Annotated in this window: 15 protein-coding genes and 1 tRNA gene; 5 read left to right on the top strand and 11 right to left on the bottom strand. The window is 63.9% G+C overall.

Annotation, left to right across the window (positions count from 1 at the left end):
- Positions 1-18 precede the first annotated feature (18 nt).
- Both ACN0X9_RS02760 and ACN0X9_RS02755 read right to left on the bottom strand, forming a co-directional pair.
- Positions 19-1245 (bottom strand): DUF3667 domain-containing protein, encoded by a 1227-nt coding sequence (locus ACN0X9_RS02760; RefSeq protein ID WP_417486108.1) that lies wholly within the window; start codon positions 1243-1245, stop codon positions 19-21.
- Between the two features lie 75 nt (positions 1246-1320).
- On the bottom strand, positions 1321-2955 hold the full coding sequence (locus tag ACN0X9_RS02755) for a peptide ABC transporter substrate-binding protein (protein WP_417486107.1): 1635 nt from the start codon (positions 2953-2955) through the stop codon (positions 1321-1323).
- 131 nt (positions 2956-3086) lie between these two features.
- Between ACN0X9_RS02755 and ACN0X9_RS02750 the strand changes: the two genes are divergently transcribed.
- Together ACN0X9_RS02750 and ACN0X9_RS02745 are read left to right on the top strand one after the other, a co-directional pair.
- Positions 3087-3689 (top strand): hypothetical protein, encoded by a 603-nt coding sequence (locus tag ACN0X9_RS02750; protein ID WP_417486106.1) that lies wholly within the window; start codon positions 3087-3089, stop codon positions 3687-3689.
- 15 nt (positions 3690-3704) lie between these two features.
- Positions 3705-4451, top strand: coding sequence for a hypothetical protein (locus tag ACN0X9_RS02745; RefSeq protein ID WP_417486105.1), 747 nt, complete (start codon positions 3705-3707; stop codon positions 4449-4451).
- Positions 4452-4686: 235 nt separating this feature from the next.
- Here the strand turns inward: ACN0X9_RS02745 and ACN0X9_RS02740 are convergent, their stop codons facing one another.
- Together ACN0X9_RS02740 and ACN0X9_RS02735 are read right to left on the bottom strand one after the other, a co-directional pair.
- On the bottom strand, positions 4687-5592 hold the full coding sequence (locus ACN0X9_RS02740) for an ABC transporter permease subunit (protein WP_417486104.1): 906 nt from the start codon (positions 5590-5592) through the stop codon (positions 4687-4689).
- Positions 5589-6524 carry an ABC transporter permease gene (locus tag ACN0X9_RS02735; protein ID WP_417486103.1) on the bottom strand — a complete coding sequence of 312 codons (936 nt, stop codon included), beginning with the start codon at positions 6522-6524 and terminating at the stop codon, positions 5589-5591. Before ACN0X9_RS02735 ends, ACN0X9_RS02740 begins: the two co-directional genes overlap by 4 nt.
- 364 nt (positions 6525-6888) lie before the next feature.
- Here ACN0X9_RS02735 and ACN0X9_RS02730 point away from each other — a divergent pair, with 364 nt between their 5' ends.
- The gene (locus ACN0X9_RS02730) at positions 6889-7839 is read left to right on the top strand and encodes a hypothetical protein (protein WP_417486102.1); all 951 of its coding nucleotides are present in this window, start codon (positions 6889-6891) and stop codon (positions 7837-7839) included.
- A complete protein-coding gene (locus tag ACN0X9_RS02725) occupies positions 7836-8750 on the top strand; it encodes an MBL fold metallo-hydrolase (protein WP_417486101.1) in 915 nt (304 codons plus the stop codon). Before ACN0X9_RS02730 ends, ACN0X9_RS02725 begins: the two co-directional genes overlap by 4 nt.
- A 7-nt stretch (positions 8751-8757) precedes the next feature.
- On the opposite strand, the gene ACN0X9_RS02720 is transcribed toward ACN0X9_RS02725, so the two are convergent.
- Positions 8758-9183: a winged helix-turn-helix transcriptional regulator gene (locus ACN0X9_RS02720; protein WP_417486100.1), complete on the bottom strand. Its 426-nt coding sequence runs from the start codon at positions 9181-9183 to the stop codon at positions 8758-8760.
- Positions 9184-9272: 89 nt separating this feature from the next.
- Between ACN0X9_RS02720 and ACN0X9_RS02715 the strand changes: the two genes are divergently transcribed.
- Positions 9273-9923 (top strand): hypothetical protein, encoded by a 651-nt coding sequence (locus ACN0X9_RS02715; RefSeq protein ID WP_417486099.1) that lies wholly within the window; start codon positions 9273-9275, stop codon positions 9921-9923.
- Positions 9924-10064: 141 nt separating this feature from the next.
- Here the strand turns inward: ACN0X9_RS02715 and ACN0X9_RS02710 are convergent, their stop codons facing one another.
- From ACN0X9_RS02710 to ACN0X9_RS02685, 6 genes are all read right to left on the bottom strand, one after another.
- A complete protein-coding gene (locus tag ACN0X9_RS02710) occupies positions 10065-10856 on the bottom strand; it encodes a DUF1499 domain-containing protein (RefSeq protein ID WP_417486098.1) in 792 nt (263 codons plus the stop codon).
- Between the two features lie 26 nt (positions 10857-10882).
- Positions 10883-11554, bottom strand: coding sequence for a pyridoxamine 5'-phosphate oxidase (pdxH, locus tag ACN0X9_RS02705; protein ID WP_417486097.1), 672 nt, complete (start codon positions 11552-11554; stop codon positions 10883-10885).
- A 606-nt stretch (positions 11555-12160) separates the two neighbouring features.
- Positions 12161-13186 (bottom strand): IS110 family transposase, encoded by a 1026-nt coding sequence (locus tag ACN0X9_RS02700; RefSeq protein WP_417486096.1) that lies wholly within the window; start codon positions 13184-13186, stop codon positions 12161-12163.
- A gap of 172 nt (positions 13187-13358) precedes the next feature.
- Positions 13359-13449: transfer RNA gene (locus ACN0X9_RS02695), tRNA-Ser, on the bottom strand.
- Between the two features lie 81 nt (positions 13450-13530).
- The gene (locus tag ACN0X9_RS02690) at positions 13531-14265 is read right to left on the bottom strand and encodes a tetratricopeptide repeat protein (RefSeq protein ID WP_417486095.1); all 735 of its coding nucleotides are present in this window, start codon (positions 14263-14265) and stop codon (positions 13531-13533) included.
- A 97-nt stretch (positions 14266-14362) separates the two neighbouring features.
- Positions 14363-15583: an acyl-CoA dehydrogenase gene (locus tag ACN0X9_RS02685; protein ID WP_417486094.1), complete on the bottom strand. Its 1221-nt coding sequence runs from the start codon at positions 15581-15583 to the stop codon at positions 14363-14365.
- Between the last annotated feature and the right edge of the window lie 17 nt (positions 15584-15600).

The following is a 15600-nucleotide window of genomic DNA, read 5'->3' as shown; positions in this document are numbered from 1 at the left end:
CGTCCCGAACCCGCCAACTCAGGTGGTCATGACACTCACGATGAGCAGGCCCAGCAAGGCGAAACTCAACAGGATCAAATAGGCAAAATCGAGCGCGACCAGACGCAGGATCGAACTGAAGCGACCATGCGAGTAGACCGTCCGGTGCAGGCGGTAGAGATACCAGTTCGACCAGACCAGCCCGATCATCACTGCAATCCAGCCCGGGATGATATGCGCCGCCAGTGACAGGCCGGTGATCAGGAAGAACATGAAGGCGTGGAAGTGCAGCGACACCACAAGGTGATCGTAGAAGAAATAGCCCTTCTTGTAGAAGTGCATGGCCGCCAGCATCAGCGCATAGAGCGGCAGCAGGCAGAACATCATGGTCGGCGCCCAGCGCTGCATCTCCGCCGCCAGGGTCGCACCGCCGCTGTCGATGATGCGGTCGGCTCGATCGGCCAGGTCACGACGGACCGGCAGGGGTAGCTCATCAAGCCCGTTGGGATCGACCATCACGCCATCTCCGACAACGACCGGCCCGTCCTCGCCCGCGTCTTCGCCGGCAGTCTCTGCGGGAAAGTCCTCGGGCAGGAGCGCCTGGCGGAAGGAGCGTTTGATCTCGTCGCGATTGACCTGCCCCTGCATCGTCCGGACTTCCGGTGGCAGGTCCGGCGGGGATTGCGCCTGATCGATTCCGGCTTCGGTCATGCGGACAATTTCGGCGCGCTGTTCCGGCGATATTCCGGCTTCGGCCAACTGTGCGTCCAGGTTGGTCAGGTTCGCCTCGACACTGGCGACGTCTTCCGGGTCAATCGTGGCCGGAGTGTCGTCGCCGCCGCCAATACCGTCAAAGGCAAAGACAAGCAGGAAGAAGAGCACGCTGGCCGTCAGATAGAGTCGGAAGGGCATGACATAGCGGGCGCGCACACCGCTGAGATAGTTCTGGGTGATCTTGCCGGGCTTGAACATGAGCGGCGGAAGCGTTCGCCACAAACGACCTTCGAGGCCGAAAAGCCCGTCGAGAATGTCGGTCAGCAAATCCCAGATCGGCCGGTGATAGGTGTCGGCTGTCTGGCCGCAACTGTGACAGACCGGGCCGGACAGCTGGGTCGAGCAATTGGAGCAGGCGCCGGCCGGTGTTGGTGCCTGGAAGACAGAATACCGTTCGCGCTTCTTGCGCCTGGAAGCCTGGATCGCGTCGCCGAGCTCGCCGGCGGCGCTTCCGGCCACCACCGCATCACTGATTGGATCACTACCGGTCATGAAAAAGCCCTGCCCCCTAGCGTTGTGCGAACACAAGCTAGGTCGGCAGGGCCTCTTCTGACAAGCGCTTCAGCCTTATTCGGCTGAGTTGCCACCGTCTTCCAGGTCCGCAAAGCACAGATAGCGCGAGCGGTGGATATTGGTGAGATTGTCTTCCCAGCCGGTGACACGCGGGTTCACCAGGCTCTTGTTGACGTAGAAGACGATCGGGATGATCGGCATGTCGTCGATCAACATCTGCTCGGCATCGGCCATCATCCGACCGCGCAGTTCCTGGTTCAGCTCGCGATTGGCCTCGGTGACCAGGCTGTCGAACTCCGGATTGTTGTAGCGGGCATAATTCATCGGCACCGAGCGGTATTCGCCGAGGAAGAGGAAGTTGTAGGGATCGTTGTAATCGGCGATCCAGCCACCATCGGCGACCTCGAAATCCGAGGCCCGCAAATTGTCGTAGTGGATCTGGGTGTCGTTGACGATCAGTTCCGGCTGGACCCATTCGGCAATCGCCGACCAGTCATTCTGGACCACCGGGGCAATCCGCGGATTATCGCCCGTGGCGCGGTAGGTGTATTCGAACTCGAACGGGTTGTCCGGGCCGTAACCGGCTGCTTCCAGCAAGGCCCGTGCATTTTCACGGCGCTGCTCGACAGGAATGTCGGCCCACTCGGCCTCGACGCCGCCCGGATAGTTGGCCACACCCGGCGGGATCATCGAATACGCGGGGACCTGACCGGCCCGCAGGATCTCGTTGGCGATGAAATTGCGGTCGATGGCCATGCCCAGCGCGTTGCGGACATTGGGATCATCGAACTGTTCAAGCGTCGTGTTCACCGAGAAATAGATCGTGCCCATGAAAGGATGGACGCGAACATAGTCGGGAATCTCGCGGCGCAGGAATTCCATCTGCTGGCCGGGAAATTCCATGTTCAGGTCGAGCTCGCCATTGCGGACCCGGCGACCGGCTGCCGAATTGTCGACGGTCGGATAGAAGAAGACATCGTCGATACAGACATTTTCGTTGTCGTAAAAACTCTCGTTGCGCACGAGATGGACGTAGAAATTGGTCCGCCAGTCTTCCAGCGTATAGGCACCGTTGGACACCATATTGCCCGGGCGCACCCATTCATCGCCATAGACCTCGACCACATGCTGCGGCAGCGGGAAGGTCGTGTAATGGGTCAGCAGACCCGGCAGATAGGGCGCCGGATTGACCAGCTGGACTTCCAGCGTCAGGTCATCAATGGCGCGAACACCGATCGAGGACGGATCGGCAGCACCCGTGGCGGCTTCCTCGACACCGGCAATCGGATACAGCAAGGACACATATTGCGCGCCCGTGGTCGGGGTTGCGATGCGCTGCCAGGCGAAGACGAAATCACTCGCCTTGACCGGCTCGCCATCGGACCAGACCGCCTCGCGCAGGGAGAAGGTCCAGGTCAGGCCATCCTCGGAGACTTCCCAGCTTTCCGCCATGCCCGGGACCGGCGCACCGTCCGGATCATCGGTGAAGAGGCCCAGGAACATGTCGCCAATAATGTTGTTTTCCCAGGTGCCGGACGCCTTGTGCGGGTCCAGCGAGAGCGGTTCCGCATTATTGCCCCGGTTCAGGACAGTCCGGTCGGAATCGGCAGCGTCATTGGCGCCACAACTGACCAGGGCCAGCGCCGAGGCAGACATGAGGACGGTATTGAAAATCTTTGTGCGGATCACGGTTTCGGTCTCCCCTCCGAAGCAGCACGACGAGTCACTGACCGATGTTCTATCTGAACATCATCGGCCGGTCGACAGTGGCCGACCGGTCGCGCATAGTCGATCAAGTTGTCAGATTTACACGAGTGACCATGAACGCGCGATTACTGATTCTTCTCCCCGCCGCCCTGATCTCAGCTCCGGCGTTCGCCCAGGGTGACAGCTCACCGCTGGACCCGCTGTTCACCTGCCGCGACATTGTCGATGACAGCGCCCGCTTGGCCTGTCTGGACGCGGCCGTCGACGCCCTGCGCGGCGAGACCGAACGCGGCGATGTGGTCGCGGTGGACCGAGAGCAGATCGAGGCCGCCGAGGAGGCCACTTACGGGTTGAGCATCCCGCAACTCCGCCTGCCGGGCCTGTCCCTGCCCGGCGGGGGCGAGGATGTCGAGCTGGCGGCCCTGGAAGCCGAATCCGCATCACCGGACCGGACAATTGTCCGTGATGACAGCGGCCAGATCGAACGGATCGAGGGATTGCGGGTGCTCGAGATCTCCGAGAACCGTTCCGGCGACCTGATCGTCCGCTTGGCCAATGGCCAGGTCTGGCGCCAGACCGACAACACCCATGTCCAGCTGTCGCGCCGCCGCGGCGTCACCGAATACACCGCCACCATCTCCAACGGAGCCCTGGGCTCCCATTTCATGCGCCTGGACAATGGCGGCCGCCGTTTCCGGGCCGAACGTGTCGAGTAACCAATCGAGGGTCTCATGACAGTCTCACGTCACGCGGTTATCGCCGCGCTTCTACTCACCACCGCCATGCCCGCCAGCGCCTACGGCCTGCAGGGCGACGATGCGGTGGACGGCATCCTGGCCTGTCGCGGCGTCACCGAGACCGCCGCCCGGCTGGCCTGTTTTGACAGCGCCGCCGAACGCCTCGCCGGCGACCGCGACAGCGGCGAGCTGATAACGGTGACACGCAATGATGTCGCCGCTGTTGAAGGTGACAGTTTCGGCTTTTCCATGCCGTCCCTGCCGCGGCTTCGCCTGCCCCGCCTGACAATGGCGGCGGCCGACCGCCAGCACGATGCCCTCGCCGGTGCCGACATGGTCGACCGGACGGATAGCGCCCCCGCCGCTGTCGCCGATGCCACCCCACCGGCGACCGCCCAGGCACCGACCGCCACGCCGACGCCAGCTCCCGCCGCAACGGCAACAGCCCAGGCACCGGCCGCCGCCGCAGCCACCGAGAGCTCCGTCGCCATTACCGAGCGCACCGATGACGGTGAGGTCTTCCGGGTCGAGATGCAGATCGAACGCACCCGCACCGTCGGCTACAACACCACAGTCTTCTACATGACCAACGGCCAGGTGTGGCGTCAGACCGACACTGACCGGGTCCGCGTCCCGCGTGGCGACAACCTGATCGCCGAGATCCGCCGCGGCGCGATGACCAGCTACCTGCTGCGCATCAACGGCCGTGGCCGGGCCATCCGCGTCGAGCGCGAACGCTAGGGCGAATACACAGGGCAAATTGAAAGGCCGCCGGATCGCTCCGACGGCCTTTCTTTTTTGTGTGCCTACCCAATGATTGTCATCCCTGATGGACGCCCCGCGCAGGCGGGGCGAAAGTCAGGGACCTAGCTGGTGGCGACCACATGGGTCCCCGCCCTGCGTCCGGCCTTCGCCGGACATCCCGCGGGGATGACAAAAGAGCGTAAGGGCCCTTTGATATCGCTGTCCGGCGCGCCTACCGATCCTTCGGATCGATCGCGTCGCGCAGGCCGTCGCCGATGAAGTTGAGGCAGAACAGGGTCACCATCATGGTCACGGCCGGTCCGATCAGCGTCCAGGGGGCCGGCTCCATGTCCTGCGCGCCGGCCGAGATCAGGCGGCCGAGCGAGGTCAGCGGCTCCTGCACACCCAGTCCGAGGAAGCTGAGGAAGCTTTCGGCCAGGATCACGACCGGGATCATCAGCGTGACATAGACCACGACCGGGCCGAGCACGTTGGGGATGATGTGGCGCTGGATGATATTGGGACGCGAGACACCGGCCGCATGGGCCGCCTCGACGAACTCCATGCCCTTCAGGGCAATGGTCTGGCCGCGCACGATCCGCGCCATGGTCAGCCATTCGACGGCGCCGATGGCGACGAAGATCAGCACGATATTGCGCCCGAAGGTGACCATCAGGATGATCACGAAGAAGATGAAGGGCAGCGAGTAGAGGATGTCGACGAAGCGCATCATCAGCTGGTCAACGCGGCCACCGATGAAGCCCGCTGTCGCGCCCCAGGTCACCCCGATCACCAGCGACACAAAGGTCGCCACGATGCCGACCATCAGCGACACGCCCAGCCCGACCAGGATGCGCGCGACCATGTCGCGGCCCTGGGCGTCAGTGCCGAGGATGTGCAGGTTTTCCATGGTCGGCCCGATCCACACGCGGTCACGGTAGATGGTGTCGTAGTCATGCACCCAGAGCAGCTGGCCAACCGTGGCCAGGAAGACCAGGATACCCAGAACAATCATCGACACGACGGCAGCGCGGTTGCGCATCAGGCGCGCGCGCGCATCATCCCACAGCGAACGGCCCTGGACGGCGGCTTTCTCGAGCAGCTCGGCCTTTTCCTTGGGAGTGGTGAGCATGGTCATGACTCGTACTTCACCTTCGGATTGAGCACGCCGTACAGAAGGTCAGCGAGCAGGTTCAAAACGATGATCAGGGTCGCATAGACGATGACCACGCCCATCACGACGGTATAGTCACGCTGCAGGGCGGCATCGACGAAATGCTTGCCGATGCCCGGCAGCTGGAAGACCCGCTCGATCACCAGCGAGCCGGAAATCACTGCTGCCGAAGCCGGTCCGAGATAGGAGACCAGCGGCAGGATGGCCGAGCGCAGGGCGTGGCGGACAATCACCGCCGGCGCCGACAGGCCCTTGGCCCGGGCGGTGCGGATATAGTTGGAGCGCACAACCTCGATCATCGAGGCGCGCATCAGCCGGGCAATGATGGCGATCTGCGGCAGGGCCAGCGTGATCACCGGCAGGATCAGCCGGTCCGGCGTCATGCCATAGCGCGGATCGAGGCCGCCGGTCGGCACCCATCCCATATAGAGACCGAAGACTAGTGCCAGGATGGGACCCATGACAAAGGGCGGGATGGATATCCCGACCATGGCAAAGGTCATGACCGAGAAATCCGTGCCGGAATTCTGTTTCAGCGCGGCAATCGATCCGAGCAGGGTTCCAAGTCCGATCGCCAGCAGCATCGAGAACAGGCCGATTGTGGCAGAGACCGGGAAGCCTTCCGCGATGATCTCGGCGACATTCTTGTCGCGCAGCTTCAACGACGGTCCGAGATCCCCCTGGAAGAGGTTCCCCATATAGTCGAAATACTGAAAAATCAGCGGCTTATCGAGACCATAACGGGCCTCGATAAGCTGGCGCGTCTCTTCCGGCATCGGACGTTCGAGATCGAACGGTCCGCCCGGAGCGACACGCATCATGAAAAAGGCGACCGTGATGATCACCAGAATCGTCGGGATGGCGACGCTGAAGCGTCTGAGTACAAATCCAAGCATAAATTGTTCGGCTCAGTCCAAGGTTCGCGCAGTTTCAATGCGAGGCGCGTGATGTCAATGAAGGGTCTGTTGCTGTAATGCAGCATCATCCGCAGCCAGCGGGGGCAAGGGGGCCGTCCGCGACAGTGTAGGCTCAACTGTCGCCTCACTGATAAAAATCTGGGTCATGATCAGCGCCAGCATGAGCCAGCCCAGCCGCAAGATGCGCTTGCCTAGAAATCGACCGGCGTTCACATTCCCCTCCCGTGACCAAGACGACACACCCCGGTTACGCAAATTCCGCGCCGCCCGTGATATCGAGTGAATTGCATGTGTCCGGCGAATGCCTAGGATGCGGCACGGTTTCGAGCAGAAAGGCCTATCCATGCACAGTGCGCTGTGGTGGCGAGATTTCGAGTTCCAGGACGGTGTCGTCACCGTCAAGAAGACGGGTGCCCGCCTTCCGCTCAAACTGGGACTGATCGGCGAGGTCCTGTCCTGGTTTCCGTTCTACTTCATCGTCGAGGGCTGGCGCATCAAGTCAGCCTTGCGGACCGACGGGCCGAAAATCTGGTTCGCGCCGGACCGGCCGCGCCCCTGGTATCTGATCTGGTCCGTGCTGCACGCCGCCGGCGCGCGCATCGCCCGTCAGCCCAGCGAGGCCGATGCGGTGTTCGTGTTTGACGACTCGACCACCTGCCAGCCCTGCCATGTTCCGCCGGGCGCGCGGGTCATCAATCGCGACTGCCAGAGCATCGAAAAAAGCCATGTGGCGCAGGTGTTCGAGCAGTCCTTCGGCTATTCCCTGTCGGTCGATCCGACAACATGGACCGGCGCCATGGTAGAGAAGTCCGAACTCAACGGCGCCCATGACGGACGCGTGATCCAGGGCCCGATCGAGGCCGCCCGTCCGGGCCGGGTCTACCAGCGAGTGATCGACAACACCGTTCCGGGCGGCATGGTCGAGGACCTGCGCTGCGCCACCATGGACGGTCACATCCCCCTCGTCATCCGCAAGCGCCGCAAGCTCGCGACCCGCTTTTCCAATTCCAATGACGAGATCGAATGCGCCGAGACCAATGACGTCTTCACCGCCCGCGAGCGCGAACAGCTGGCCGCCTTCACCCGCGCCATGGGACTGGACTGGGGTGGACTGGACGTGCTTCGCAATCGCGACGACGGACGGCTCTATGTCGTGGATGTGAACAAAACTGATATGGGTCCGCCGGTCGCGATGCAGTTGGATGACAAGATCAAAGTCACCAGACGGCTGGCCGCGGCATTTCTGGAATTCCTCGGCCATCCCAAACCGGAACCGATCAAGCAAGTCTCATGAGTTCAATTCCATTCGTACGCGATTTCGACTTCGAATACGGGCGTTGTGACACGCTCTCCCCGCTGATCCGGCGCGTTGTGGCGCCCAATCCAGGCCCCTTCACCTATACCGGCACCGGCGTCTACATCATCGGCCATGGCTCGGTCGCCGTGATCGACCCGGGCCCGGTCGACCCGGCCCATATCGAGGCGCTCGACGCGGCACTGGATGGCGAAGCGGTCAGCCATGTCTTCGTCACCCACCATCATCTCGACCATTCCCCCCTCGCCCATCCGCTGGCCGAGCGCCATGGCGCGAAGGTCTATGGCTTCGGACCCCAACAGACGGCGCCGGCCGGCGGCGAGGTCCGTCTCGAGGCCGGCGACGATGTCGGTTTCCAGCCGGACATCCAGATCGTTGACGGGCAGACCTTCAACGGCGACGGCTGGTCGCTGCAGGCCCTGCACACGCCGGGACACACCTCCAACCATGTCTGCTACGCGCTGCTGGAGGAAAACACGCTGTTTTCCGGCGACCATGTGATGGCCTGGTCGACCAGCGTGATCAGCCCGCCGGACGGGCATATGGGCGATTATCTCTACCAGCTGGGCCGCATGCGGGACCGGGACTTCACGCGCATCTGGCCGACCCACGGCCCGGCCATCGAAGCCCCGACCTCGTTCATCCAGGCCTATATCGATCACCGCCTCGCCCGCGAGGACCAGATCCTCGCCTGCCTCGCCGACGGCCATTCGACGATCCGCGAGATGGTCGAGGTGATGTATGCCGATATCGACAAGCGCCTTCACCCCGCCGCCGCCCACTCGGTGCTGGCGCATGTGATCCACCTGGTCGAACTCGGCAAGGTCGCCAGCGACGCGGTCGATCAGATCGACCTGACCGCGACATTCAGACTGGCCGAAGCGGCTTAGGTCCGGCTCAATCCGGATCCGGCCCGGCGCCATCCAGCTGCGCCAGCACCGCGGCCTTCACCCCCTCCGGGTTCGCCTCATAGGCTTGCAAAAACTCGGGCGGTGTATTGGTGGCGGCGTCGTGGCGGGCGCTCCAGGCCGTGATTTCGAGCATGACCGGCAGCAGGTCCCGGCCTTTCGACGTCAGCGCATACACCTGCCGCTGCCCTTTCGGCCCGTGCCGCTCGATGATGCCGTGGGCTTCCAGCCGCTTCAGCCGCTCGGCCAGGATATTGGTCGATATCCGCTCGTCGGACTCCAGAAAGCCGCCATAGGTCTGCTTTTGCTTGAACATCAGGTCGCGCACGATCAACAGCGTCCATCGGTCGCCGAAGGTCTCGAGGACGAAATTGATCGGGCAGTGCGAGCGGCAGGCGTCTGACGTGCGGGACATGCCTCTGCCTATCGTTTCACTTGCTTTTTGCAAGCAAATGATGCCTTGTCCGATTCAACTTGCATTTTGCAAGTGAAATGAGGATCGACGTGCGCAGACCCCCTATCCGAATGATCGCGCTGGCCGCGATGGCCGTGCTGACGCTGGCCGCCTTCTGGAGCTATCAGTGGCAGGCCAACCCGTTGAGCCCGGCAGAAATCGACGCCTATATGGAGCAAATCGAGGCCCAGACCCAACAGCCCGGCGGCCGCCACGAGCTGGCAGCCCTGCGCGGTTTTCTGGAAAGCGATGACGGTCGCCCGGTCTATACGGTGAACCTCTACGAATTCCACGACCAGGCCGACTATCCGCCCGCATCGGGCTTTGGCGGCACCGGGGAAGACGCCTATGCCCGCTTCGCACAGGTGATGGTCCCGCTGATGCTGGAACGCGGCTCCCACCCCATCTTCTCCAGCCAGTGGGCCGACCCGTCCAGCAATGGCTGGGACCGCTTGGTGATCGTTCGCTACCGCAATCGCCGTGCCCTGGTCGACCTGTTCGCGACCGACGCCTTCGCCGAAGGATCCTTGCACAAATGGGCGAGCATCCGCCGGCATGAGCGCCTTCTGGTGCAGGGCATCCACATTCCCGGTGGTGGCTGGATGATCGCCCTGATCAGTCTTCTTCTGACAGGACTGATCGGGTGGAGCCTGGCCTGGTCTTCCGGCAGGACAGCGCGCCCGACTCGCCAACGAGCCTGAAGCATCCCTTGTCATCCCCGCTGGATGTCCGGCGAAGGCCGGACGCAAGGCGGGGACCTAACTGCCCGCAATCACATAGGTCCCTGACTTTTGCCCGGCCTGCGCCGGGCGTTCATCAGGGATGACAAAGAGGTCCGCTAGCTAGCCGGCGTCGGCCTCACCACCCATCACCGCCAGAAAGCGCTCGACCCGACGCGCATTGCGGCCGAGATCGTGGACGGGCTGGCGGGCCAGGGAGCGGATGTCGATCCGGGTGCGGCCATCTTCCAGTTCGCGGACGCGCACCGAGATGTCGTCGCGGAAGCCGTACATCAGGCCTTCGGCACCCGCTTCGAACATGCCGGCTGAATCCGACGCCGTGCCAATGCGCCAGCCATTGTCGCGGGCATAGAGCAGGGCCTCGCGAAAGGCGCTGCTTGCATCCTGTCCGATGATCAGGCTGGTGAGGTGCGGATAATGCTCCGCCTGTGCGGCGGCGAAGGACGGGTCGTAGTCCAACGAGCGTTGGGCATTGCCGCGACGCGACGCATAGGCGGCGGTGAAGTGCGGCGGCTCAGCAGCGTCGGTGGTCACATCCAGCACATAGGGGCGGCTGGCGGTCAGGCCGTCATAGACATAGCGCCCGGCATAGCCGCCACCCGCGATCACCAGGGCCAGGATGGGGAGGCTGACCACACCGAACCAGCGGCGCGCCGAAAAACGATAGGCAATGAGCAGGAGCCCCATCAACACGCCGACGACGGCACAGGCCAGAACCAGTTTCGGCCCGGTCTCCAGCGTCATCCAGTCGAGACCGAACTCATAACCCCAAAAGCCCAGCTTGGTGCCAAGCGCGGCGACCAGGAACCAGAGCGGCGTCGCCAGCACCAGAAGGGCCAGGATCCAGCCAAGCGTCTGGATCACCAGGCGCAGGATATTCGTCAAAGTGTCCACAACTCGGGCCCCCTCAGGCATCCGGTTCAGGGATACAACCGGGTCACCGTCCAAGTCGACCCCAAATCCGGCCTGTCAAAAAACATTCTATCATGGAGGCGGAAGGGGCGGTCGCGCCAGAACTCGAGGCTCAACGGGCGGATTCGAAAGCCCGACCAGTGCGCCGGCCTTGGCACCTCGCCCAGACCGAAGCGCGCCGCCTCTCGGGCGACCGATTTTTCCAGCGCGAAACGGCTTTCCAGCGGGCGCGACTGTTTCGAGGCCCAGGCGCCGATCCGGCTGTCCCGCGCCCGGGAGGCAAAATAGGCATCGGCCTCGGCGTCGCTGACCGGCTCGACCGCCCCCCTCACCCGCACCTGACGACGCAGGGACTTCCAGTGAAAACAAAGCGCTGCCTGCGGATTGTCCACCAACTGCCCGCCCTTGCCGCTTTCCAGATTGGTGTAGAAGACGAAGCCGTCGGCATCGACATCCTTCAAGAGCACCATGCGCACATCCGGCAGGCCGGACGCATCCGCCGTCGCCAGCGCCATCGCGTTGGCATCATTGGGCTCTTTCTTCTTCGCCTCGGTCAGCCAGTCGGCGAACAGGGCAAAAGGGTCCTCGCGGTCAAAAATCTCCGCGGCATTGGCGTCAGCCGTTTTGGCATAGGCGTCGGCATCGGGGCTGGCGGGAATGAGTTTGTCGTCGGACATCAAGGGCGCTCCTGGAACACGTGCGCCTAGGTAAGCCCATGGCACGCCGCGTCAAGCTTTCGCGGTGCGTCGATGAATAAGCCGTCGATCTGAAATCCAGCCCTGGAGCATCAGATTGAGCCGGAGACCGGCGCGGCCCCGGTCGCGCTCGGCTATCCATAGATCGCTTGTCAGCCAGCAGGCCGTATCCGGTTCTTCAGCTCAAGGGTGAAACCGCGAAGCGGCCCGCCGGCGGGCCCTTGACCTGAAGAACCGGATACGGCGAGGTCCGGGCAAGCGGTTTATGGTGGGATGTGCGCCGGGGCGCGAGGAATCAGGGGGATTAATTGTGTCTGTTGTCTAATCGCGGCCCTTTCTGTCAAGCTCCGAGTTGGTCCGGTTGGTCTGTCTCCGCCGGTATCAGGGTTGTCTTCGCGGTCTGGTGAGCCGGGTTTGCGTGGGCTCGCCGCATCATGGCTTGGTCGGGGCGGGCCTCCCAATGTCCCAGAACGCGTTTGATCCCTGCTGGAGGGCGCAACAGACACAGCGGGTTTGGCCCGGCCGCTCGTCCCGGCGGGGACAAGCTCGGCGTTCGGATATTCGTCAGGCTTTCATGGCTTTGTCCTCGGTTCAGGCGGGCTCATTGGCCCAGTTGAAGGTGGTGCCATCGACCCAGATGCGGTGCAGCATGACGGCGAGCTTGCGCGCCAGGGCGACGCGCGCCTTGGCGCCGCCGCGCCGGCCGGCCAGGCGTACCGCCCAGGCTTTCTGGCGCGTCCAGCGCTTGACCCGGGTCATCAGCACATTGGCCGCCTCGTACAGGAGTGAGCGGGCCAGGCTGTCGCCCTGTTTGGAGATGCGCCCGGACCAGTCGACCTGGCCGGACTGATAGCGTCTCGAGGTCAGCCCGAGATAGGCGCCGACATCGGCGGATCGGGCGAAGCGGTGCGGCTGGTCGATGGCGGTGATGAAGCCGAGCGCGGTCATCACGCCGACGCTGGGTACGGTCATCAGGCGGCGGGCCTCATCGCTGGCCCGGGCGATGGCGCCGAGCTGGCGGGTCAGAGCGTCGAGCTGGCGGTCGAGCACCCGGCGCACGGCCAGCAAGGGCTCCAGCGCGGCCAGCAGGGCCGGCTCGGCCTGTGCCAGCTCGCGCACCCGCGCCTCGAAACCGGCATGTCCGATACGCCCGACCGCCAGGCCGAAGCCGCGCAGCAGGCCGCGCACCTGGCTGGACAGGTCGCGGCGCTGACGCACCAGAAGCTCGCGCGCCATCAGCACGGCACGGATGCGCCGCGTCTCCGGGCGCTTGGCCAGCACCTCGCGATACCAGCCGGTGCGCGCCAGCTGGGCCAGACCTTCGGCATCATTGCTATCGGTCTTGTTGAGCCGGCCCGACAGCGCCTTCTTGGCCTGGCGCGCATCGAGGATCACCGCCGGGATGCCGCGCGCTTCAAGCCCTTGCTGCAGCCAGGCGCTCTGGCCGCCGGTCTCCAGCACGACGGTCTTAACCTTGGGCGCCAGATCCCGGATCACCTTCGCCAGATCGTCCGGATCCGTCCGGGCCACAGCCCGCGCGGTCACCGCGCCCAGGCCATCCACCACACACAAATGCGTGTCTTCAAGAGACACATCCAATCCGATATAATCACTCATGGTCACGCTCCTTGTCAGGTCCATTGGGGCTGCTCTACGCAGACCCCGTCTATAGACCCGGAGCGTGACCAGCCGCGATTACGGCCATGTCCAGGTTTCCTCGAAACAGGGATGTGACCGCCCGACACGCTCGGCGTCGCGAAAAGAGCTCGCATTTCAATAGGATGGGGTGTGGCGGAGAGGATGGGATTCGAACCCACGGTACGCTTTTGGCGCACACTCCCTTAGCAGGGGAGCGCCTTCGACCACTCGGCCACCTCTCCACCGACCGGTTTAATGGCACACCAGCAGGGCTTCAAGTGGCAGTTGCCGCGATTGCGGGACGGATTGCAGGCGGTTGCCGCTCAGGCCTTGGCGCGGGCCATGTCGAGCCAGCGGCGATGGGTGCGTCGGACATGTTTCGGAGCGTGCTTGGCGGCGGTGATGATTTCGCGCCAACGTGCGGTCGCCGCGTCGTGTTCGCCCATCCCCTCCAGCATCATGGCCCAGCGCGCCTTGGCTTCGGGACCCGGAAAATAGCCGGACACGCTGTCATAGCTGGCGCGGGCCTCGTCGAAGCGTCCCAGCGCTTCCAGTGTCCGGGCGTGGAGCAGATGGGCTTCGGGATGGCGCAGCGTGGGGTGGGCGGCCTGCATGGCGGCGAGCTGGTCGGCGGCGTCCTCGTAACGCCCGGTCTCGAACAGGGCCAGGGCGAGCGTATGCATCATCGCGGCGTCTTCAGCGAAAGCCCCGGTGGCCGCCTCACGCGCCATGATGACCGCGTCATCGGCCCGGTTGGTGGCCAGAAGGGCCATGGCGGCGCGGCGCAGATTGCCCGGCGTGCGGCTGATCTCGACCTGGACGAGGGCTTCGCGCGCTTCCTTGCCCGGGTCGAGCGCCTTGCGGGCTGCGGCTTGGGCCTTGCGACCGGTCGGCCCGCCGGCCGCCGAGGGCAGGACCTCGGCCAGAAGGTAGACGATCGAGCCCAGCGCCGGAAAGGCGAACAGGATGAAAATCCAGTACATCTGGCGCTGGGTGCGGATCACGTGCACCGCACATCCCAGCGACACCAGAATGTGCAACCCCATCAGAATCGGCATGGTGCTCCCCCGTCCAAGCCGGTCTGTCTTAGGCGAGCCGGTTGTGGCGGGCAAGATGTCGCGCGGGACGTGCCGTGGAAACCCGTTTGTGGTGCGCCTAGAAAAACGCCTGCAGGCCGGTCTGGGCCCGGCCCAGGATCAGGGCGTGCACGTCATGGGCGCCTTCATAGGTGTTGACGGTCTCCAGATTGACCATGTGGCGCATGACCTGGAACTCCTCGGAGATGCCATTGCCGCCGTGCATGTCACGCGCCATGCGGGCGATATCCAGCGCCTTGCCGCAATTATTGCGCTTCATGATCGAGATCATTTCCGGCGCTGCTTGCGCCTCGTCCATCAGGCGACCGATGCGCAGGGAGCCTTGCAGGCCCAGCGTGATTTCGGTCTGCATGTCGGCGAGCTTTTTCTGGAACAGCTGTGTCTGGGCCAGCGGCTTGTCGAACTGGATCCGGTCGAGGCCATATTGGCGCGCCGCATGCCAGCAGAACTCGGCGGCGCCCATCGCGCCCCAGGAAATGCCGTAACGGGCCCGGTTGAGACAACCGAACGGGCCTTTCAGGCCGGACACATGCGGCAGCAGGGCGTCTTCGCCGACTTCCACATTGTCCATCACGATTTCGCCGGTGATCGAGGCGCGCAGAGACAGCTTGCCGCCGATCTTGGGGGCCGACAGGCCCTTCATGCCCTTGTCGAGCACGAAGCCGCGAATCTTGCCGTCATGCGCTTCGGACTTGGCCCAGACCACGAAAACGTCGGCGATCGGCGAGTTGGAGATCCACATTTTCGCGCCGTTGAGCGTGTAGCCGGTCGCGGTCTTGGTGGCGCGGGTCTTCATGCCGGCCGGGTCGGAGCCGGCATCCGGTTCGGTCAGGCCGAAACAGCCGATCCATTCGCCGGATGCCAGCTTGGGCAGATATTTTTGCCGCTGTTCTTCCGAGCCGTATGCGTAGATCGGGTACATCACCAGCGAGGACTGGACCGACATCATCGAGCGATAGCCGCTATCGACGCGCTCGACCTCGCGGGCTACCAGCCCGTAGGCGACATAGCCCAGACCGGCGCCGCCATATTCTTCCGGCAGGGTGCAGCCCAGCAGGCCCTGATCACCCATTTCGCGGAAAATGGCCGGATCGGTGTGCTCGTCACGATAGGCATCGATCACGCGCGGCTGCAGCTTGTCCTGCGCATAGCTGCGCGCGGTGTCGCGCACCATGCGTTCTTCTTCGGTCAGCTGGTCGTCGAGGCGGAACGGGTCCTGCCAGTCAAAACGGCCCAGATCCGGGGCATCCTTGGCTTTCAGCGTCGGCTTGTCGGTCATGATGATTTGGCTCCCCG

This window comes from Maricaulis sp. (assembly GCF_048268525.1).
Classification (GTDB): domain Bacteria; phylum Pseudomonadota; class Alphaproteobacteria; order Caulobacterales; family Maricaulaceae; genus Maricaulis.
This window is presented reverse-complemented; position numbering and strand designations above follow the sequence as displayed.